Genomic DNA, 20592 nt, shown 5'->3' with positions numbered 1-20592 from the left:
CGTTCATGGTTTGGAGGAGGTGAGGGGCGGTGCTGCGGCGTCCACGAGGCGGCTGACGTAGCGCGGCAGGCTCCAGGCGCCGCCTGCGAAGCCGCGGCACATGCCGTCGCCGGACGCGCCGGTGCGCACGAAGGTCGTGCCGTTGAAGTGCCAGGTTTCGCTCGACCAGCAGTCGCCGATGCCGCGGCCTTTCATGGCCGAGGTGACGCTGGCATCGCTGTCGTCGAAGTCGCCGTTCGCCTCGAGGGACACCGGCGCGTAGGGCGGCTTGTCGTTGGCGATCCAGAGCAGGCTCGAATAGTTGTACGCGCCCATGCCGCAGCCCATGGACAGCAGCACCTTGCTGCCGCTCAGGCGGACGATTTCGAGCGACTTGGCGCTGAAGTCCGTGCTGTTGTTGCACTGTTCCTTCACTGCGGCGATGTCGAGCGACGGAAAGATGCGTGCGGGCAGCGCGGCGTCGCCGGGCTTTGCCTTGGGCGGCTTGACGACATTGACGACGGGCATGGGCACTGGCGGCAGCACGGAAGATTCGGCCTTGGTGCCCTTGCGCACCAACGCGCCCGGGGTGCCGACGCGCCCCTGCGTTTCGTCCATTTTCAGCAGCACGGCGTTGAGGCCGGCGAGCGACAGCGTCCACTTCTTGCCGCCGTTGGCCGTGACGGTGGCGTCGTCGCTCTTGAGCAGCTCGGGCAGCACGGCGCGGATCTGGCCCTCGTCGAAGCTGGCGGTTCCCGCGTCGAGGCCGGACAGGGCCGCCTTGCCGACCTTGAAGCGCAGCAGCCCCTTGGCACCGCCGTCATCGCCGATCTGCAGCTGGATGTCGAGGGCCGTGTTCGGCCCCGCCACGCGAGTGATCAGCATCGACACCTGCTGGTGTTCCCCGCCGTCCGCCTGGTAGCCGGCGGCGCGGCAGGTGCGCGTGTTGTCGCAGACCAGCTCCCAGTCGTTGTGCGAGAACGAGACCAGCTCTTTCTTCCCGGCCGCGCCGACAGACAGTGCGCCCAGCAACAGCGCGACAGCGACGCAGGCGGATTTCATGGTCCCGTCTTGCGACGCAACCGGTACTGCTCCAGGAACTTGGCGATGCGATTGATGGCCTCGCGCAAGTCGTCTTCGTGGGGCAGGAACACGATGCGGAAGTGGTCCGGCGTGGCCCAGTTGAAGCCGGTGCCCTGCACCAGCATCACGCGGGTTTCTTTCAGCAGCTCGAGGAAGAACTGGCGGTCGTCCGCGATCGGATAGACCTCGGGGTCGAGCTTGGGAAACATGTAGAGCGCGGCGCTGGGCTTGACGCAGCTCACGCCCGGAATGGCGGTGATCAGTTCGTAGGCCAGGTCGCGCTGGCGACGCAGGCGGCCACCCTCGCACACGAGGTCGTTGATGCTCTGGTAACCGCCGAGCGCCGTCTGGATCGCCCACTGGCCCGGCACGTTGGCGCACAGGCGCATGTTCGAGAGCATGTTCAGGCCCTCGATGTAGTCCTGTGCGCTGCGCTTGTCGCCCGACACCACGAGCCAGCCGGCGCGGTAGCCGCACGAGCGGTAGCTCTTGGAGAGCGAATTGAAGGTCAGCGTGAGCACGTCGGTCGACAGGCTGGCGATGGCGGTGTGCTTGACACCGTCGTACAGCACCTTGTCGTAGACCTCGTCGGCGAAGATGACGAGGCCGTGCTCGCGGGCGATCTCGACGAGGCTCTTGAGCAGGTCGTCGGAATAGAGCGCGCCGGTCGGATTGTTCGGGTTGATGACCACGATGCCCTTGGTGCGCGGCGTGATCTTGGCGCGGATGTCGGCCAGGTTCGGCATCCAGCCGTTGTCCTCGTCGCACAGGTAGTGCACCGGCGTGCCGCCCGACAGGCTCGTGGAGGCGGTCCACAGCGGGTAGTCGGGGGCCGGCAGCAGCAGCTCGTCGCCGTCGTTGAGCAGCGCGTTGGTCGACATGGCGATCAGCTCGCTGGCGCCGTTGCCCAGGTAGATGTCATCGAGCGTGACGCCCGCGATGCCCTGCTTCTGGGTCTCGTGCATCACGGCCTTGCGCGCCGCGAAAACACCCTTGCTGTCCGAGTAACCCGCCGAGGTCGGCAGGTTGCGGATCATGTCCTGCTGGATCTCCTCAGGCGCATCGAACCCGAACACGGCCAGATTGCCGATGTTGAGCTTGATGATCTTCTGGCCTTCTTCCTCCATCTGCTTGGCGGCGTCCATGATGGGACCGCGGATGTCATAGAGGACGTTGGCCAGCTTGGCCGATTTCTTGAGCTGCTTCAAAGGGGCCCTCCCGGGCGGGTTTACTCGAAGGTCAAAGGCCCTTGCGGGCCTCGTGTCACTAGGGAAAACCTATAATTTGACCACAGTTCCCAGTGCCCCGATGAAGCTCCAGCCCGACAAATCCGACGCCCAGACCCTCACCGCACACGGCCCCGGCTGGGTCGCGATCAACAACGAAAAGGTGGAGGGCAGTGTCGTCGTGGGTTCGCGTGGCGAACGCTTTGTCTGGGATTGCACGCGTTTCGACGAGCTAGGCCCCGAACATTTCGCGCAATTGGCCTCTTTGGGCGCCGAATTGGTTATTTTCGGCAGCGGAACCCGCATCCGATTTCCCCAGCCCGCATGGCTGCAGCCCCTGATGGCGCAACGCACCGGCGTGGAGACCATGGACACCCCAGCGGCCTGCCGAACCTACAACATCCTGGCCGGCGAAGGCCGGCACGTGATCGCCGCCCTGCTCGTCGAGAGCCCGGCGGGTGGCTGAGGGAGGGGTTTTCGAGGTAAAATACCGGGTTGCGAACCGGCCAGCTACCCAGAGTTAGCAACGACCAATCCTCCGTTCATCGAGCAAGCCCGAAAAAGGCTGAGAGGGCTCGGAGAACGGAATCTAACGGAGAAAACAAGTTTCATGGCGATCGTTGTCAACAAACCCATTCCTGAATTCGACGCCAACGCCACGGGCGGCCTGAAGGTCTCGAATACCTCGCACCTCGGCCACGTGCTGGTCATGTATTTTTACCCGAAAGATAACACTCCGGGTTGCACGACCGAAGCGATGCAGTTTCGCGATCACTACAAAGACTTCGAAAAAGCAGGTGCCACCGTCTTCGGCGTGTCGCGCGACAACATGAAGTCGCACGACGAATTCAAGGCCAAGCTCGAACTCCCGTTCGAACTGATTGCCGACACCGAAGAAAAAATGTGCCACATGTTCGGCGTGGTCAAGAACAAGATCATGTACGGCAAGAAGGTCAAGGGCATCGAGCGCAGCACCTTCCTGATCGGCGCCGATGGCATCCTGAAGGCCGAATGGCGCGGACTCAAGGTCCCGGGCCATGTCGAAGACGTGCTCAAGGCTGTCAAGGCGCTCAAGAAGGCGGCCTGATCGCGCTGCAGGGCACCGGGCGTGCGCTTTTGCGTCAAGTCGTGGGAATTGCCCCACGCGGTACGCAAAGAGCCTCCGGTGCGTCTTTCGCGGTGTGCATAATGGCTTCATGCCGTTGAGCTCCACGACCGCATCCACCGAACGAAGCCGCCTGGGTTTACAGGCGGCTTTTTCGTTTTCCGGTTCCCCCCTTTTCTTGCGAGCGACCTGACCCATGCCATTGCCTCCCGCCCCCACGAAACGCGCCGCATTGCTCTCGCCGGATGCGATCGATGCACCCGCCCGCTCCTCGCACAGAAGCTCGCGCCGCTCCGGCGACGCGCGCGACGACGCTCCCGCCAAGAGCGGGCCGCAGCCGCTGGAGCTGTTCGACAACCTCGGCACCGAAGGCGGCGGCGATGCGCCGGCCGCGCGTCCGGCACGCCGATCGAAAACGAAGGCTGCGCCCGCCCCGGCGCCCACGTCGGCACCGGTGAGCGCACCGCAGCAGCAACCACAGCCCGCAATGGTGCAGGTCGAGACGCGCGTGCCCACGCCGCCGCCCGCCGCCGTCGCACCTGTCGCGTCGCTCCATAGCCCGGCGCGCCCCAAGCGCAAGTCGACCGGTCCGGCCAAGCTGTTCGTGCTCGACACGAACGTGCTGCTGCACGACCCGATGTGCTTGTTCCGCTTCGAGGAGCACGACATCTTCCTGCCGATGATCGTGCTGGAAGAGCTCGACGGCCACAAAAAAGGCACAACCGAAGTCGCACGCAACGGCCGCCAGACCAGCCGCACGCTCGATGCGTTGGCCGGTGCGCAGGACGCCGACATCGACAAGGGCCTGAAGCTCGACACCACCGGCCATCGCGAGGCCGGCGGCCGACTGTTCTTCCAGACCGCGCCGCTCGACTATTCGCTGCCGGTCAGCCTGCCCCAGGGCAAGGCCGACAACCAGATCCTGGGCGTGGTCCAGGCTCTGCGCGACGAATACGCGAAAGACCGCCCGGGCAAGGCGAAGCAGGAAGTGGTGCTGGTGTCCAAGGACATCAACATGCGCGTCAAGGCGCGCGCGCTGGGCCTGGCCACCGACGACTACCAGAACGACAAGACGCTGGAAGACGGCGACCTGCTCTACGCCGGTTCGCTCGCGCTCCCACCCGACTTCTGGACTCGCCAGAGCAAGACCGTCGAAAGCTGGCAGAGCGGAAGCAACACCTTCTACCGAATCAGCGGTCCGATCGTGCCCAACCTGTACATCAACCAGTTCGTCTTCTTCGAGGCGCCGGGCGAGCCGAGCATGTACGCGCGCGTCACCGAAATTCGCGACAAGACCGCGGTGCTCAAGACGCTCAAGGACTACAGCTCGGGCAAGAACGCCGTGTGGGGCGTGAACACGCGCAACCGCGAGCAGAACTTCGCGATGAACCTGTTGATGGACCCGGAGATCGACTTCGTCACACTGACCGGCACGGCCGGCACCGGCAAGACCCTGATGGCGCTGGCCTCGGGCCTCACGCAGGTGCTCGACGACCGCCGCTACACCGAGATCATCATGACCCGCGCCACGGTGAGCGTCGGTGAAGACATCGGCTTCCTGCCCGGCACCGAGGAAGAAAAGATGGGCCCCTGGATGGGCGCGCTCGACGACAACCTCGAGTTCCTGGCCAAGGGCGATGGCGGCGGTGCCGGCGAGTGGGGCCGCGCGGCCACCAACGAGCTGATCCGCAGCCGCATCAAGGTCAAGAGCATGAACTTCATGCGCGGACGCACCTTCCTGAACAAGTACGTGATCATCGACGAGGCACAGAACCTCACACCCAAGCAGATGAAGACGCTGATCACCCGCGCCGGCCCCGGCACGAAGATCATCTGCATGGGCAACCTCGCGCAGATCGACACGCCCTACCTCACCGAAGGCTCCTCGGGCCTGACCTTCGCGGTCGACAAGTTCAAGGGCTGGCCGCACGGCGGGCACATCACGCTAGCGCGCGGCGAACGCTCACGTCTGGCCGATTTCGCAAGCGACGTGCTCTAAGTTCATCGGCCCCGGCCAACACCAGCCCGCGCATGCTCCTGGAGCATCGCGGGCTTTTTTTTTCGTCCGCCATGACAGGCTACTGACAAGACGTTGTCAGGAGGCGGCTCGCACCATGCAGGCTCCTTCCAACGCAACAACGAACGAAAGCGAGCACCTCATGACAACCACCGCCATCACCTGGTTCGAGATTCCCGTCGCCGACCTGGACCGCGCCCAGGCCTTCTACGAAACCGTGCTCGCGCGCAAGCTGCGCCGCGAGGACTTCGGCGGCAACCCCTTGGTCGTGTTCCCCTACGACGAGCCCGCCACCGGCGGCGCGCTGAAGCCCGGTGCCAACACCAGCGCGCAGGCCGGCAGCGGCATCCGCGTCTACCTCGACTGCACCGGCATCGATGCCGTGCTCTCGCGCGTCGCGGCGGCCGGTGGACAGATCGTGGCGCCCAAGTCGGCGCTGCCGCCCGGCATGGGCTTCATCGCCCACCTGCGCGACACCGAAGGCAACGAAGTCGGCCTGCACGCCCCGGCCTGAGACACCATGGCACAACGCAACTGGATTGCGGTCGCCAGCGCCGAGCATGCCCGGCGCGGGCGGGACCACCGGCCGCTCGGGTTCATGCAACTGGGCCACGGCAAGCTCGCGCCGCTCAAGCGCGTGGCAGCGGGCGACCGCGTCGCCTACTATTCGCCGGCCACGGTATTCGGCGGCTCGGACAAGCTGCAGAGCTTCGTGTCGCTCGGCATCGTCCAGCCTGGCGATCCCTACGAGTTCGACATGGGCAACGGCTTCGTCCCGTGGCGTCGCGACGTGGCCTACGTCGCCGCGCACGAGGCGCCCATCGCCCCGTTGATCGAACGCCTCGCCTTCATCGAAACCCCGAAGCAATGGGGCTACAAATTCCGCTTCGGCCTGTTCGACATCACTGACATCGACATGAAACTGATCGCACAGACGATGAAGGCCGAACCGAAGGCGCTCCTGTTTTGAGCGCCTTCGCCCTCCTCATCCGACACCTCCGGAGAAAAAACGCATGGACCCCATCCGCCAACACCACGACGCCTTCCGGGTCTCCGGCCTCACGGCACGCACCACCAACCGCGAAGAGATCGACCCCGCCACCGCGCGCATCGGCGCACTGTGGAACCGCTTCTTCGGCGAGCAGACCTACGACTCGACGCCGCACCGCACCGGCGACACGCGCATCTTCAGCGTCTACTCCGCCTACGAATCGGATGCGCACGGCGCCTTCGACGTGACGGCCGGCGTGGCCGTCTCGGAGGGCGCAGACAGTGTCGCCATTGAAGCAGGCGACTACCTCGTGTTCACCGGCCGCGGCGAGATGCCGCAGATGGTGATCGCCACGTGGCAGCGCATCTGGCAGTATTTCGAGGCGCATCCGGAAATCGTTCGCCGCTACCGCAGCGATTTCGAAGCCTACGAGGGGCCGGACGCAGTGGCGATCCACATCGGAGTCTCATGAGTACACGCAAGGGCTGGCGCGACAGGCTGGCCGGCTACCCGAACCTGCCGAACGTGAAGGCCATTCCCCCGGCCATGCGCGCGCGGCATGGCGAGGGCACCATCGCCACGCCCTCGCCCGCCGAAGTCGAGGAGGCGATGCGCGGCGTGCCCGAAGGCCGGCTCGCGACCGTGCTCGGCATCGGCGAAGAGATCGCGGCGCGCCACCAGGCCACCATCGGCTGCACCGTGACCACAGCGATCTTCGCCCACATGGTGGCGCACGCCACCGAGGAAGCCATGACCGGCGCCGACCAAACACCCTACTGGCGCACGCTCAAGATTGGCGGCGAGCTCAACCCCAAGTACCCAGGCGGCATCGAGGCCCAGATGTCACGGCTCGAGACCGAAGGCCACACCGTGGTCCAGCGCGGCAAGCGCTACTTTGTCGAGGACTTCGCCAGGAAACTCGTCGGAACGCGTTGATGCGCCGCGCCGACCGCCTCTTCCAGCTCGTGCAGCTCATCCGCGGCCGCCGGCTCACCACGGCCGCGTTTCTGGCACAGCGCCTGGAGGTGTCGGAGCGCACGGTGTACCGCGACGTGGCCGACCTGCAGCACCAGGGTGTGCCGATCGAAGGCGAAGCCGGCGTCGGCTACCGGCTCGGCGCAGGCTTCGAATTGCCGCCGTTGATGTTCACCCAGGACGAGGCCGCAGCGCTCGTGGCCGCAGCGCGCATGACCCAGAGCTGGGTCGATCCGGCGATGGCGCGCAGCATCGAGACAGGCCTGGGAAAGATTTTGTCGGTGCTGCCGCCGGCGGCTCGCGTCTCGGCCGAGGCGCTGGCGCTGTATGCACCCGCGCTCGGCCTCGACGACGCTTTGCGCGCCCGGCTGCAGACGCTGCGCGAGGCCGTGCAGGCCCACCAGAAGCTGCGACTGCACTACCGCGACGTCTCGGGCGATACCAGCGAGCGCACGGTGCGGCCGTTGGGCTGTTTCTACTGGGGCAAGGTGTGGACGCTCTCGACATGGTGCGAGTTGCGCAACGATTTCCGCGGCTTCCGGGTCGATCGCATGGAGGCGGTGGACGTGCTCGCCACGCGCTTTCAGGACGAACCCGGCAAGACGCTGGCCGACCTGCTTCGGCAGGTGAAGGCCGAGGCGGCGCGGCACAAGGTGTGGGAGCAGAAGCCGCCAACCTCGACGCCCGAACCCGGCTGCGACGCCTGCTGACGGCCTGCCGCGCGGCCGATCAGTAGTCGTCGTTGTTGCTGTAGCCGACCAGGTTCTCGAACTTGGTGATCGGCTTCAGGAAGGCCAGCTTCACGGTGCCGGTCGGGCCATTCCGGTGCTTGCTGATGATCACCTCGGCCACGCCCGGCTCCTTCGACTCCTTGTTGTAGTAGTCGTCGCGGTAGATGAACATGATGATGTCCGCGTCCTGCTCGATGGCGCCGGATTCGCGCAAGTCGCTCATCATGGGACGCTTGTCGGTCCGGGCTTCCACGCCGCGGCTGAGCTGCGACAACGCGATCACCGGGCACTTCAGTTCCTTGGCCAGCATCTTCAGGCCGCGCGAGATTTCGCCCACGGCCGTGGCGCGGTTCTCGTCGCCCGAACTGCTGGTCGACATGAGCTGCAGGTAGTCGACCACGATCAGGCCGAGGCGCCCGTACTGGCGCGCCAGCCGGCGCGCATTGGCGCGCAACTCGCTCGACGAAAGACCCGGCGTCTCGTCGATGTGCAGCGACACCGTGCGCAGCTTCTCGATGGCTTCGGTCAGGCGCGGCCACTCTTCGTCGCTGAGCTTGCCGGTGCGCAGGTGGCCCTGGTCGATGCGGCCGATGGAACCCACGATACGCACCGCGAGCTGAGCAGCACCCATTTCCATCGAGAACACCGCGACCGGCAGCCCCTCTTCGAGCGCCACGTGCTCGGCGATGTTGATCGCCAGCGAGGTCTTGCCCATCGACGGACGCGCGGCCAGCACGATCATGTCGCCGGGCTGCAGGCCCGAGGTCATCTTGTCGAAATCGTGGAAGCCCGTGCGCACGCCCGTGATGTCGTTCGGGTTCTCGGCCATCTCGGTCACGCGGTCGAGCAGCTCGACCACCAGGGCATCCATGCTCTGGAAGCCCTGCTTCATCCGCGTGCCTTCTTCGCCGATGTTGAAGATCTTCTGTTCGGCTTCGTCCAGGATCTTGTCGACCGCCTTGCCCTGCGGATTGAAGGCATTGGTCGCGATCTCGTCGGCAGCCGACACGAGCTTGCGCAAGATGGAACGCTCGCGCACGATCTCGGCGTAGCGCCGGATGTTGCTCGCGCTCGGCACGTACTGCGCGAGCGAGTTCAGGTAGACCAGCCCGCCGATGTCGTCGGCCTTGCCGAGGTTCTGCAACTGCTCGAAGACCGTGATCACGTCGGCCGGCTTGCTGGCATTGATCAGCCCGCCGATGGCCGCGTAGATCAGCTTGTGCTCATGACGGTAGAAGTCGCCGTCGACCAGCAGGTCGCCCATGCGGTCCCAGGCGCCGTTGTCCAGCAGCAAGCCCCCCAGCACGCTGGATTCGGCCTCGATGGAATGAGGCGGAATGCGCAATTGCGCGATCTGGCGGTCGGCCGACGAATCATTGTCGGCATAGGAGAAAACGGCGGACATGGACTTCCCTTGCAACCCTGCATGCTAAGCCGCGCAGAGCGCAGCGTGTGTGGACAAGGTTGTTAATAAACAGTGAACTTCCGGTGCGGCGAGGTGGACAACTCGTGCGCAGAAAAGAAAAAGCCGCCCGAAGGCGGCTTTCTTGCGTCAGCGCACGGGGCGCTGCAAACGATCAGGCGGTTTCGCCGTAGACCGTGACGGTGATCTCGACGACCACGTCGGTGTGCAGCGAGACGCTCACGGTGTTGTCGCCGACGACCTTGATCGGGCCGTTGGGCAGACGCACTTGCGACTTCGCGACCTTGTAGCCTTGCTTGTTCAGCTCTTCGGCGATGTCGCCGTTGGTGACCGAACCGAACAGACGGCCGTCCACGCCAGCCTTTTGGGTCAGCTTGACGGTCGAGCCGGCGAGCTTTTCGCCCTGGGCTTGCGACTCGGCCAGCTTGGCGGCCGCAGCCTTTTCGAGCTCGACGCGCTTGGCTTCGAATTCGGCCTTGTTGGCAGTGGTGGCGCGACGGGCACGACCCGAGGGGATCAGGAAGTTGCGTGCGTAGCCGTCCTTGACCTTGACGATGTCGCCCAGGCCGCCGACGTTCAGAACCTTGTCCAGAAGAATGATTTGCATGGTGTGTGCTCCTTCTTAGACGCGGTGCTGGTCGCTGTACGGCACCATGGCCAGGAAGCGCGCGCGCTTGATGGCGGTGTTCAGCTGACGTTGGTAGATCGCGCGCGTGCCGGTCAGGCGTGCGGGGATGATCTTGCCGTTTTCGCTGATGAAGTCACGCAGCGTGTCGATGTCCTTGTAGTCGATTTCTTCGACGCCAGCGACAGTGAAACGGCAGAAGCGCTTGCGCTTGAACAGCAGCGACTGGGTGTTGCGCTTCGGGCGCTTGTCTTTGTTGAATTTCTTGAACGTGGCCATTGGGGGACCTCTTGTCGAAAATTAATCTTGCTGAAAATCCTGGATGTGCAGGACCGGATGCTTGCCGTTGCCCGGTGTCGCGAGAAACCCCTGGAATCGCCAGAGACTTCCCATCGACTGCGCTGCGAGCCGCTCGGCGATGGCGCCGAACGCAACGGCTTTAAGGGCCGTTTTCACCTGCCGGGGCTTTCCTGCCTCCTGGAGCGTCGACTCATGGTCGAGCTTCAGATCGAGGGCGGGAAGGCCGGCTGGCGTGTATCGCAGGGTTCCGAGTTCGGCGACAGAGGCGGTCAGCAGAAGCTGGTTGACCCCGGTCGCCGCAGCGGCAGCCGTCACGCCATCAGTTGTTGTTGGCGGCGTATTCGGCCTGCTGGGCCTTGCGGGCCTCTTCGCGCTCGACCGTCTTCATCATCGACGAAGGACCGGTGTCGGCCTTCTTCTTCTGAACGGTCAGGTGACGCAGCACGGCATCGTTGAACTTGAACGCGTGTTCCAGTTCACCCATCACGGCTTGTTCAGCTTCGATGTTGACGCACAGGTAGTGAGCCTTGTTGAGCTTGTTGATCTGGTAAGCCAGCTGACGGCGGCCCCAGTCTTCAACGCGGTGGACCTTGCCGCCGCCGGCCGTGATCAGGCCCTTGTAACGCTCCAGCATGGCCGGAACTTGTTCGCTCTGATCCGGGTGGATGAGCAAGATGATTTCGTAGTGACGCATGGCACTCCTTGTGGATTCTTCCGTGGAAGAGGAAAAGCCATCCGCAGCGTCGGGCGCGGTATGGCAAGGCAAAGCCGGCGATTATAGCCCTGTCTTGCGCGATCCGGCAAGACGCCTCAGTCGTTGAGGGCCTTGTCGAGAGCGGCGGCCTTCTCTGCACCCACGGCGGCGCGGATCTTGGGCGCCAGCGCCAGGAGGTCTTCGTAGCTCGTCGTGCCCTCGACTTGGAGGTTGAGCCGGAAGCCCATCAGTCCCAGGCTGCCGGTCAGTTGGGTGGCGATGGGATAGGCATCCTTGTAGCGCTGCTGCCGGCTGCGGCCGGAAGACACTGCAGGCGCCGGGGCTGCTGCCACGGCTGCGACTGGCTGACCGGGCAGTGGCGCCAGCAGGTCCAGCGCGATCATCTGCTCGATCTCGTCGCGCCCGATGCCCAGGCCCGAGCCGAGCACGTCGTCGATCGAGCGCTTGCCGTCGAACTGGATGAAGGCCGAGCGCTGACGCGGCGTCAACGGCACCGAGCGGTCCTTGAGGACCTGCTGTCCGGCTTCCGTCTTGACAAGAATCATGGGGGGTCTCCGGCGATGTGCTGACACGGACCCGGGCGGGCCTGTGCCGCCTCAGGTGGGCAGCCGGGATACGGCGCCTGCGAATGTCACGAGTCTGACATCGGAAACGCACTTTGTTTCATTTGCACGGGACAAGCACGGGGGAATCCCCCATGGGGATTTCCGCCATTCGCCGCGTTGCATCACGCAGCGGGCTCAGCCTCGCTGGGCCAGCTGCTGCCAGGTGTCGATCACACTGTCCGGGTTCAGCGAGATCGATTCGATGCCCTGCTCCGCCAGCCACAGCGCGAAGTCGGGGTGGTCGCTGGGGCCCTGGCCGCAGATGCCGACGTACTTGCCTTCAGCCTTGCAGGCCTTGATGACGCGGCTCAGCAGCGCCTTGATGGCCGGATCGCGCTCGTCGAAGTCGGCCGCCAGCAGCTCGAGGCCCGAGTCGCGGTCCAGGCCCAGGGTGAGCTGGGTCAGGTCGTTCGAGCCGATCGAGAAACCGTCGAAGAACTTCAGGAACTCTTCCGGCAGCACGGCATTGCTCGGCACCTCGCACATCATGATCAGCTTGAGCGAGTTTTCACCGCGCTTCAGGCCGTGCTCGCCCAGCAGCGTGGTCACGCGCTCGGCCTGGCCCAGGGTGCGCACGAAGGGCACCATGATCTGCACGTTGGTCAGGCCCATGTCGTTGCGCACGCGCTTGAGCGCCTCGCATTCCATGGCAAAGGCCTCGCCGAAGTCGGCGCTCAGGTAGCGAGCGGCACCGCGGAAGCCCAGCATCGGGTTCTCTTCTTCGGGCTCGTAGCGGCTGCCGCCGATCAGCTTGCGGTACTCGTTCGACTTGAAGTCCGAGAGGCGCACGATGACGGGCTTGGGCCAGAACGCGGCAGCGATGGTCGCAACGCCTTCGGTCACCTTGTCGACGTAGAACGCACGCGGCGAGGCATGGCCGCGGGCCACCGATTCGACGGCCTTCTTCAGGTCGTTGTCGACGTTCGGGTAGTCGAGGATCGCCTTCGGGTGCACGCCGATGTTGTTGTTGATGATGAACTCCAGGCGCGCCAGGCCCACGCCGTGGTTCGGCAGCTGCGCGAAGTCGAAGGCAAGCTGCGGGTTGCCCACGTTCATCATGATCTTCAGGTCGATCTCGGGCATCACGCCGCGCTGCACTTCGGTCACTTCGGTCTCAAGCAGGCCGTCGTAGATGAAGCCGGTGTCGCCCTCGGCGCAGCTCACGGTGACGAGCGTGCCGTCCTTCAGCAGGTCGGTGGCGTCGCCGCAGCCGACCACGGCCGGAATACCGAGTTCGCGCGCAATGATGGCCGCGTGGCAGGTGCGCCCGCCGCGGTTGGTGACGATGGCGGCAGCGCGCTTCATCACCGGTTCCCAGTTGGGGTCGGTCATGTCGGTGACGAGCACGTCGCCGGCCTGCACCTGGTCCATTTCGCTGATGTTGTGCACGATGCGCACGGCACCGGTGCCGATCTTCTGGCCGATGGCACGGCCTTCGGCCAGCACGGCGCCCTTGCCCAGCAGCTTGTAGCGCTGCTCGGCCTTGCCCTGCTGCTGGCTCTTCACGGTCTCGGGACGCGCCTGCAGGATGTAGAGGTGGCCGTCGGTGCCGTCCTTGCCCCACTCGATGTCCATCGGACGGCCGTAGTGTTCTTCGATGACCAGCGCGTAGCGGGCCAGTTGCTCGACGTCGGCGTCGCTCAGCGAGTAGCGGTTGCGCTGCTCGGCCTTGACGTCGGTGGTCTTGACCAGCTTGCCGCTCGCCTTCTTTTCTTCAGGCGTGGCGAACTCCATCTGAATCAGCTTGGAGCCGAGGTTGCGGCGAATGACGGCCTTCTTGCCGGCCTTGAGGGTCGGCTTGTGCACGTAGAACTCGTCGGGATTCACGGAGCCCTGCACCACCGTCTCGCCCAGGCCGTAGCTCGAGGTGATGAACACGACCTGGTCGAAGCCCGACTCGGTGTCGATGGTGAACATCACGCCGGCGGCGCCGAGGTCGGAGCGCACCATGCGCTGCACGCCGGCCGACAGCGCGACCACGTCGTGCTCGAAGCCCTTGTGCACGCGGTAGCTGATGGCGCGGTCGTTGTAGAGGGAGGCGAACACCTCCTTCATCTTGTGCAGCACGTCGTCGATGCCGACCACGTTCAGGAAGGTTTCCTGCTGACCGGCGAACGAAGCGTCGGGCAGGTCTTCGGCGGTGGCCGACGAACGCACGGCGAACGAGGCGGACGGATTGCCGGCGCTCAGCGTGGCGAAGGCTTCGCCGATGGCTTTCTGCAGGTCGGCCGGGAACGGCTGGGCCTCGACCATGGCGCGGATTTCGGCGCCGGCCACGGCCAGGGCGCGCACGTCTTCGGTGTCCAGCGCGGCAAGGCGCTTGCTGATCTTGTCGGCCAGGCCGTCGTGCGCCAGGAACTGACGGAACGCGTGGGCCGTGGTCGCAAAACCGGTCGGCACGCGCACGCCCTGTGGCAGCTGCGAGATCATTTCGCCGAGGCTGGCGTTCTTGCCGCCAACCGACTCGACGTCGGTCATCCTCAGGTTTTCAAATGGCACGACCAGTGCGGTCGCCTCGAAAAGTGCAGACATGGGGAAGCTCCAGAAGTTGAAACCGGCGCTGCATGCAGACGGCGCAGCACGATCGTTGTCGTTGCTTTGGGTGCGGTCGCGGTGTGCATGGAAAGAATTCGAGGGGGTTGGGAAAGCGGATTCCCGATAATGGCCCGGATTGTAGGCGTGGCAGGTCGCGCGCGCCGCAGGACTCCGCCGCAAAAGCAACACCATGCATACACGCACTGTTTTCTTCGTCTCCGACGGCACCGGCATCACCGCCGAAACCTTCGGCAATGCCGTTCTGGCCCAGTTCGAGATGAAGCCGCGCCACGTGCGGCTGCCCTTCACCGACACGGTCGACAAGGCGCACCAGGCGGTGCGGCAGATCAACCACACGGCCGAAATCGAGGGCGTGCGGCCCATCGTGTTCACCACGCTGGCCAACATGGACGTGCTGGGCGTCATCGAAACCGGCTGCAAGGGCATGCTGCTGGACATGTTCGGCACCTTCGTGCGGCCGCTCGAGATCGAGCTGGCCATGAAGTCGAACCATCGCATCGGCCGCTTCAGCGATGTCAGCAAGAGCAAGGCCTACAACGACCGCATCGCCGCCATCGACTTCAGCCTGCAGCACGACGACGGCCAGAGCAACCGCGACCTCGAAGGCGCCGACCTGATCCTGGTCGGCGTGAGCCGCAGCGGCAAGACGCCGACCTCGCTCTACCTGGCGATGCAGCACGGCCTGAAGGCGGCCAACTACCCGCTGATTCCCGAAGACTTCGACCGCCGCCAGCTCCCGCCGGCGCTGAGCCCGCACCGCAAGAAGATCTTCGGCCTGACGATCCAGCCCGAGCGGCTGAGCGAGATCCGCAACGAGCGCCGGCCCAACTCGCGCTACGCCAGCCTCGAGAACTGCCGCCACGAAGTCAGCGAGGCCGAGGCCATGATGCGGCGCGCCGGCATCCGCTGGCTCTCGACGACCACCAAGTCGATCGAGGAAATCGCCACCACGATCCTGCAGGAGCTACGGCCGGAGCGGTTGATCTACTGACCCGCCCCTCCAGTTCGCACGAGAAAAAAAAGGAGGCCATCTGTTCGATGGCCCCCCTTTTTCTTTCAAAGCCCCCCTGAACTCAGGCCGGCGCCGTCGTGCGGATTAGGTGGTCGAACGCACCGAGCGCCGCCTTCGCGCCGTCGCCGGCCGCGATGATGATCTGCTTGAACGGCACCGTGGTGACGTCGCCCGCCGCGAACACGCCGGGCACCGAGGTCTGGCCGCGCGCGTCGACAACGATCTCGCCGTGCTTCGTGAGCTCGACCGTGCCCTTGAGCCAGTCGGTGTTGGGCACGAGGCCGATCTGGATGAACACGCCTTCGAGTTCGACCTTCTTCAGCTCGCCCGATGCGCGGTCCTTGTAGACCAGCCCGTTGACCTTCTGGTCGCCGGTGATCTCGGTGGTCTGCGCGTTGGTGAAGATGTCGACGTTCTTCAGGCTCTTGAGCTTGCGCTGCAGCACGGCATCGGCGCGCAGTTGCGTGTCGAACTCGATCAGCGTGACATGGCCGACGATGCCGGCGAGGTCGATGGCGGCCTCGACACCCGAGTTGCCGCCGCCGATCACCGCCACGCGCTTGCCCTTGAACAGCGGGCCGTCGCAGTGCGGGCAATAGGCCACGCCCTTGTTCTTGAACTCGTGCTCGCCCGGCACGTTGATGTTGCGCCAACGGGCACCGGTCGAGATGATGACGGTCTTGCTCTTGAGCGACGCGCCGCTTTCGAGCTGCACCTCGATGAGGTCCTTGCCCGGCACCAGCGCCTTGGCGCGCTGCAAATTCATGATGTCGACGTCGTAGTCGCGCACGTGCTCTTCGAGCGCATGGGCGAACTTCGGTCCTTCGGTTTCCTTGATCGAGATGAAGTTCTCGATGCCCAGCGTGTCGAGCACCTGGCCGCCGAAGCGCTCCGAGGCGACACCCGTGCGGATGCCCTTGCGTGCGGCGTACACCGCGGCTGCGGCGCCGGCGGGGCCACCACCGACGATCAGCACGTCGAAGGCGTCCTTGGCGGCGATCTTCGCGGCTTCGCGCTCGACGCCACTGGTGTCGATCTTGGCGAGGATTTCTTCCAGGCTCATGCGGCCCTGGCCGAACTCGGTGCCGTTCAGGAACACCGTCGGCACGGCCATGATCTGGCGTTCCTTGACTTCCTCCTGGAAGGTGCCGCCTTCGATCATCGTGGTGCGGATGCGCGGATTCTGGATGGCCATCAGGTTCAGCGCCTGGACCACGTCGGGGCAGTTGTGGCAGGTGAGCGAGACGTAGATTTCGAACTCGAAATCGCCGTCGAGCGCCTTGATCTGGTCGAGCACGGCCTGCTCGACCTTGGGGGGGTAGCCGCCGATCTGCAACAGCGCAAGGATCAGCGACGTGAATTCATGGCCCATCGGCAGGCCGGCAAAGCGCGGGCCGTGGTTTTCGCTCGGGCGGTTGACCGAGAACGAGGGCTTGCGGTGGTTGTCGTCGCGGCTTTCGGTCAGCGTGACCAGCGGCGAGACTTCGGCAACGTCCTTCAGCAGCGACAGCATTTCGCCCGAAGCCTTGCTGTCGTCGAGCGAGGCAACGATCTCGATCGGCTGCGTGGCGCGTTCGAGGTAACTCTTCAATTGGGCTTTGGTGCTGGCGTCAAGCATGAGGGACTCACTTTCGATATCTGAAAACTATCAACTGGGGACAAAAAAGCCCGGGGCCTCGTGAGCGCCCGGGCTTTGCGCGGGGCGCTTAGATCTTGCCGACGAGGTCGAACGACGGAGCGATGGTCTTGTCGCCGTCATTCCACTTGGCCGGGCAGACTTCGTTCGGGTGCTCGGCGGTGTAGACCGCTGCCTTGAGCTTGCGCAGGGTTTCCTTGACGTCGCGGGCGATTTCGTTGGAGTGCACTTCGGCGGTCTTGATGATGCCGTCGGGGTTGATCACGAAGGTGCCGCGCAGTGCCAGGCCTTCTTCGGGGATGTGCACGCCGAACGCGTTGGTCAGCGTGTGGGTCGGGTCGCCCACGAGGGGGAACTTGGCCTTGCCGACGGCCGGCGACGTGTCGTGCCAGACCTTGTGCGAGAAGTGCGTGTCGGTGGTCACGATGTAGACCTCGGCACCCAGCTTCTGGAACTCGGGGTAGTGGTCGGCCGCGTCTTCGACTTCGGTCGGGCAGTTGAAGGTGAAGGCCGCCGGCATGAAGATCAGCACAGACCACTTGCCCTTGAGCGTCTCGTCGGACACATCGATGAACTTGCCATTGAGGTAAGCCTGGGTCTTGAAGGGTTGGACTGCGGTGTTGATCAGGGACATGTGATTCCTTGGATGCTGCGGTTGGAAAGAAAAGTGCGAGCCATGAGTATAACTACCAATATCTTGTTTTTGATAGATATCAACTATTGGAAGTATTGGAACCCGCTATGTTTGCGATCGCGCCGCGCATCGCCTTGCGCCAGGTCAATACGAACGTGTATCACCATCACACGCATGCAGACCGGCGCAGCATGGGTTTGCTTGCAAGTGCGTGTTCTCCCCTCGGACAATCACCGCTTTCAGAACAAGGAAAATAATCATGAAGGGCGACCCCAAAGTCATCGAACACCTGCAGGCGCAGCTCAAGAACGAGCTGACTGCGATCAACCAGTACTTCCTCCACTACCGCATGCTCAAGCACTGGGGCCTGGACAAGCTGGCAAAGAAGGAATACGAAGAATCCATCGGCGAGATGAAGCACGCCGACAAGCTCATGGACCGCATCTTCATGCTCGACGGCCTGCCCAACCTGCAGGACCTGGGCAAGCTGAACATCGGCGAAGACGTGCCCGAGCTGCTGCGCTGCGACCTCGGCGCCGAAACCGGCGCGCAAGCGACCATCAAGGACGGCATCGCGCATTGCGAATCGGTGCGCGACTATGTCTCGCGCGACCTGCTGCAAGAGATCCTGGACGACACCGAGGAGCACATCGACTTCCTCGAGACGCAGATCGACCTGATCGACCGCGTCGGCCTGCAGAACTACCTGCAGTTGCAGGTGGGCGAGCTCGAGTAAGCACAACGCAGCACCGCCACGGCATTGCAAACAAACGGGGCTTCGGCCCCGTTTTTTATTGCTCTTTACTTAACTTTATCCCCACTGAATAGCAGTCATTCTCATTCACGCGAATACAATTCGCGCTTTCGATGACTGCCCCCCCCCGTTCCGACAACCGCCGCCGCGCCTATTGGCTCAAGACCCTCCACGAGTGGCATTGGGTCAGTTCTGCCATCTGTCTCGTCGGGATGATCCTGTTCAGCGTCACGGGCTTCACGCTCAACCACGCGGGCCAGATCGAGGCCAAGCCGGTGGTCACGACGCACAACGGCACCGTCGACGACGCGCTGCGCGCCCGCCTCGAACAGCAACTGCCGGCCGCCAAGGCTCAACAAGGCAAGGCCCCGCTGCCCGCCGAACTGCAAGCCTGGCTGCGCAAGCAATGGGACATCGACACCGCCGGCCGCGAGGCCGAATGGTCCGACGACGAAATCTACCTCTCGCTCCCCCGCCCTGGCGGCGACGCCTGGCTGCGCCTGAGCCTGCCTGAAGGCGAGGTCGAATACGAGCGCACCGACCGCGGCTGGCTCTCCTACTTCAACGACCTGCACAAGGGCCGCAACACCGGCACCGCCTGGAGCTGGTTCATCGACATCTTCGCGGCCGCCACGCTGGTCTTCTCGGTCACCGGGCTGTTCATTCTCAAGATGCATGCGGGCAACCGCCCCTTCACCTGGCCCATGGTGGGCATGGGGCTGGTGGTGCCCGTGCTGCTCGCGCTGCTGTTCATTCACTGACCGATCCGATAGCTGGACCGGTCGGCACGTTGTTTTTGTTGATTCAGGAAAAGAGGTTTCCCGTGCACCTTCGCTACTCGCTCGCACCGATCGCCATGTCGGCGCTGTTCGCGGCTCCGGCCCTTGCCGCCGGCCTGTCGGTCAACATCGAGATTCCCCGACTCAATGTGTCGGAGTACCACCGCCCCTACGTGGCGACCTGGATCGAGCGCGCCGACAGCACGATGGCCGGCACGCTGGCCGTCTGGTACGACGTGCGCACCAAGACCAACAACCCCGAGGGCGAAGGCACCAAGTGGCTCAAGGACATGCGCCAGTGGTGGCGCCGCGGCGGCCGTGAACTGGCGGTGCCGGTCGACGGCATCACCGGCGCCTCCAAGCCCGCGGGCAAGCACCAGCTGAGCTTCACCGAAGGCTCGGGCGCTATGCCCAAGCTCGCCCCCGGCGCCTACAAGCTGGTGGTCGAAGCCGCCCGTGAAGTCGGCGGCCGCGAGGTCGTGACCATCCCGTTCCAGTGGCCGCCCACCGCCGCCGCGCAACCGGTTGCAGCCGGCAAGGAAGAGCTCGGCGAGATCAAGCTCGAACTCAAGCCCTGACTTCCGACCGATCCGCCCCCTTCGCCCGCTCTCTCATTCCAAGGACCCCCATGACCCGCTTCACCCTGCGCGCCGCCGGCCTCGCCCTCGCCCTTTCGGCCGTTGCTTCCGTGACCCAGGCGCACAACGCCTGGCTGCTGCCCTCGACCACGGTGCTGTCGAAGGCCGATACCGTGAGCGTTGACGCCGCCGTGTCGAACGACCTGTTCGTTGCCAACCACGCGCCGCTGCGCCTGGACGGCCTGCAGATCGCCGCCCCCGACGGCAGCGCCGTGAAGCCCGAATCCGAAGCCAAGCTCAAGCTGCGCAACGTGTTCGACGTGAACGTCGCGCAGGCGGGCACCTACCGCATCGCGGTGGTCAACAACGGCGCGTTCGCCGCCTGGAAGGACAAGGCCACGGGCCAGAACAAGCGCGCCCGCGGCACGGCCGAAACCATCGCCAAGGAAATCCCGGCCGACGCACAGGACGTGACCATCACCCAATCGGCCGGCCGCATCGAGACCTTCGTGACCGTCGGCAAGCCCTCGACGCTCAAGCCCATCGGCCAGGGCCTGGAACTGATCTCCGCCGGCAGCCCGACCGACCTCGTCAAGGGCGAGAAGGCGACCTTCACGCTGCACCTGGACGGCAAGCCCGCCAAGGACCTCGAAGTGACCGTGACCGCCGGCAACACCCAGTACCGCGACAAGCTCGACGAGGTCAAGCTCAAGACCGACGACAAGGGCCAGTTCAGCGTGACTTGGCCGAGCGCCGGCATGTACTGGCTCGACGCCAGCACCAAGGACAGCAAGACCACCGTGCCGCAGGCCAAGGAACGCCGCCTGAGCTACGCGGCCACGCTGGAAGTGATGCCCTGACCCTGCCG

Annotated in this window: 24 protein-coding genes; 13 read left to right on the top strand and 11 right to left on the bottom strand. The window is 64.7% G+C overall.

The genetic code is table 11. The annotated features are described in order from the left end of the window. Positions 1-3: 3 nt before the first annotated feature. Both IG196_RS10235 and IG196_RS10230 read right to left on the bottom strand, forming a co-directional pair. Entirely contained in the window at positions 4-1041 is a 1038-nt protein-coding gene (locus IG196_RS10235; protein WP_192196045.1) for a DUF1176 domain-containing protein, read from the bottom strand. Then, positions 1038-2270: a pyridoxal phosphate-dependent aminotransferase gene (locus IG196_RS10230; protein ID WP_101492242.1), complete on the bottom strand. Its 1233-nt coding sequence runs from the start codon at positions 2268-2270 to the stop codon at positions 1038-1040. Before IG196_RS10230 ends, IG196_RS10235 begins: the two co-directional genes overlap by 4 nt. Before the next feature lie 100 nt (positions 2271-2370). Here IG196_RS10230 and IG196_RS10225 point away from each other — a divergent pair, with 100 nt between their 5' ends. The 8 genes from IG196_RS10225 to IG196_RS10190 all read left to right on the top strand — a co-directional run bounded on the left by IG196_RS10225 (position 2371) and on the right by IG196_RS10190 (position 8086). Beyond that, complete coding sequence (locus IG196_RS10225) at positions 2371-2754, top strand: Mth938-like domain-containing protein (protein ID WP_101492241.1); 384 nt, start codon at positions 2371-2373, stop codon at positions 2752-2754. A gap of 144 nt (positions 2755-2898) precedes the next feature. Beyond that, positions 2899-3375, top strand: a complete 477-nt coding sequence (locus IG196_RS10220) for a peroxiredoxin (RefSeq protein WP_056583127.1) — start codon at positions 2899-2901, stop codon at positions 3373-3375. Between the two features lie 214 nt (positions 3376-3589). After that, positions 3590-5392: a PhoH family protein gene (locus tag IG196_RS10215; protein ID WP_101492240.1), complete on the top strand. Its 1803-nt coding sequence runs from the start codon at positions 3590-3592 to the stop codon at positions 5390-5392. 160 nt (positions 5393-5552) lie between these two features. Continuing rightward, entirely contained in the window at positions 5553-5924 is a 372-nt protein-coding gene (locus IG196_RS10210) for a VOC family protein (RefSeq protein WP_192196044.1), read from the top strand. A gap of 6 nt (positions 5925-5930) precedes the next feature. After that, on the top strand, positions 5931-6380 hold the full coding sequence (locus IG196_RS10205; protein ID WP_192196043.1) for an EVE domain-containing protein: 450 nt from the start codon (positions 5931-5933) through the stop codon (positions 6378-6380). A 43-nt stretch (positions 6381-6423) separates the two neighbouring features. Continuing rightward, a complete protein-coding gene (locus IG196_RS10200; RefSeq protein WP_192196042.1) occupies positions 6424-6873 on the top strand; it encodes a GyrI-like domain-containing protein in 450 nt (149 codons plus the stop codon). Further along, a complete protein-coding gene (locus IG196_RS10195; RefSeq protein ID WP_192196041.1) occupies positions 6870-7337 on the top strand; it encodes an MGMT family protein in 468 nt (155 codons plus the stop codon). The genes IG196_RS10200 and IG196_RS10195 overlap by 4 nt, the downstream gene beginning before the upstream one ends. Continuing rightward, entirely contained in the window at positions 7337-8086 is a 750-nt protein-coding gene (locus IG196_RS10190) for a helix-turn-helix transcriptional regulator (RefSeq protein WP_192196040.1), read from the top strand. Before IG196_RS10195 ends, IG196_RS10190 begins: the two co-directional genes overlap by 1 nt. Positions 8087-8105: 19 nt before the next feature. On the opposite strand, the gene dnaB is transcribed toward IG196_RS10190, so the two are convergent. The 7 genes from dnaB to ppsA all read right to left on the bottom strand — a co-directional run bounded on the left by dnaB (position 8106) and on the right by ppsA (position 14307). Beyond that, positions 8106-9512 carry a replicative DNA helicase gene (gene dnaB / locus IG196_RS10185; protein WP_192196039.1) on the bottom strand — a complete coding sequence of 469 codons (1407 nt, stop codon included), beginning with the start codon at positions 9510-9512 and terminating at the stop codon, positions 8106-8108. A 172-nt stretch (positions 9513-9684) separates the two neighbouring features. Next, positions 9685-10137, bottom strand: a complete 453-nt coding sequence (rplI, locus tag IG196_RS10180; RefSeq protein ID WP_101492233.1) for a 50S ribosomal protein L9 — start codon at positions 10135-10137, stop codon at positions 9685-9687. Between the two features lie 15 nt (positions 10138-10152). Beyond that, positions 10153-10434: a 30S ribosomal protein S18 gene (gene rpsR / locus IG196_RS10175; RefSeq protein ID WP_007830781.1), complete on the bottom strand. Its 282-nt coding sequence runs from the start codon at positions 10432-10434 to the stop codon at positions 10153-10155. Positions 10435-10455: 21 nt separating this feature from the next. Then, on the bottom strand, positions 10456-10770 hold the full coding sequence (priB, locus tag IG196_RS10170) for a primosomal replication protein N (protein WP_062473014.1): 315 nt from the start codon (positions 10768-10770) through the stop codon (positions 10456-10458). 4 nt (positions 10771-10774) lie between these two features. Next, positions 10775-11149, bottom strand: coding sequence for a 30S ribosomal protein S6 (gene rpsF, locus IG196_RS10165; protein WP_062473016.1), 375 nt, complete (start codon positions 11147-11149; stop codon positions 10775-10777). A gap of 116 nt (positions 11150-11265) precedes the next feature. Then, positions 11266-11715, bottom strand: a complete 450-nt coding sequence (locus IG196_RS10160) for a hypothetical protein (RefSeq protein WP_192196038.1) — start codon at positions 11713-11715, stop codon at positions 11266-11268. Positions 11716-11910: 195 nt separating this feature from the next. Continuing rightward, a complete protein-coding gene (gene ppsA, locus IG196_RS10155; protein WP_101492230.1) occupies positions 11911-14307 on the bottom strand; it encodes a phosphoenolpyruvate synthase in 2397 nt (798 codons plus the stop codon). A gap of 193 nt (positions 14308-14500) precedes the next feature. Between ppsA and IG196_RS10150 the strand changes: the two genes are divergently transcribed. Further along, a complete protein-coding gene (locus IG196_RS10150; RefSeq protein ID WP_056583104.1) occupies positions 14501-15322 on the top strand; it encodes a pyruvate, water dikinase regulatory protein in 822 nt (273 codons plus the stop codon). 82 nt (positions 15323-15404) lie between these two features. On the opposite strand, the gene ahpF is transcribed toward IG196_RS10150, so the two are convergent. Together ahpF and ahpC are read right to left on the bottom strand one after the other, a co-directional pair. Next, a complete protein-coding gene (gene ahpF, locus IG196_RS10145) occupies positions 15405-16961 on the bottom strand; it encodes an alkyl hydroperoxide reductase subunit F (RefSeq protein ID WP_192196037.1) in 1557 nt (518 codons plus the stop codon). A gap of 88 nt (positions 16962-17049) precedes the next feature. After that, positions 17050-17613 (bottom strand): alkyl hydroperoxide reductase subunit C, encoded by a 564-nt coding sequence (gene ahpC, locus IG196_RS10140; RefSeq protein WP_062473036.1) that lies wholly within the window; start codon positions 17611-17613, stop codon positions 17050-17052. Positions 17614-17872: 259 nt separating this feature from the next. Here ahpC and bfr point away from each other — a divergent pair, with 259 nt between their 5' ends. The 4 genes from bfr (at position 17873) to IG196_RS10120 (ending at position 20584) form a co-directional block, all read left to right on the top strand. Continuing rightward, positions 17873-18349: a bacterioferritin gene (gene bfr / locus IG196_RS10135; RefSeq protein ID WP_062473038.1), complete on the top strand. Its 477-nt coding sequence runs from the start codon at positions 17873-17875 to the stop codon at positions 18347-18349. A gap of 131 nt (positions 18350-18480) precedes the next feature. Next, positions 18481-19128, top strand: a complete 648-nt coding sequence (locus IG196_RS10130) for a PepSY-associated TM helix domain-containing protein (protein WP_192196036.1) — start codon at positions 18481-18483, stop codon at positions 19126-19128. 62 nt (positions 19129-19190) lie between these two features. Further along, entirely contained in the window at positions 19191-19724 is a 534-nt protein-coding gene (locus IG196_RS10125) for a DUF2271 domain-containing protein (protein ID WP_101492228.1), read from the top strand. A 50-nt stretch (positions 19725-19774) separates the two neighbouring features. Next, positions 19775-20584 carry a DUF4198 domain-containing protein gene (locus IG196_RS10120; RefSeq protein WP_225616999.1) on the top strand — a complete coding sequence of 270 codons (810 nt, stop codon included), beginning with the start codon at positions 19775-19777 and terminating at the stop codon, positions 20582-20584. The last annotated feature ends 8 nt before the right edge of the window (positions 20585-20592 follow it).

Source organism: Variovorax sp. 38R, from assembly GCF_014843395.1.
In the GTDB taxonomy this organism is placed as follows: Bacteria; Pseudomonadota; Gammaproteobacteria; order Burkholderiales; family Burkholderiaceae_C; genus Variovorax; species Variovorax paradoxus_H.
The sequence above is the reverse complement of the archived record's forward strand: the minus strand, read 5'-3'. Positions and strand labels throughout refer to the sequence as shown.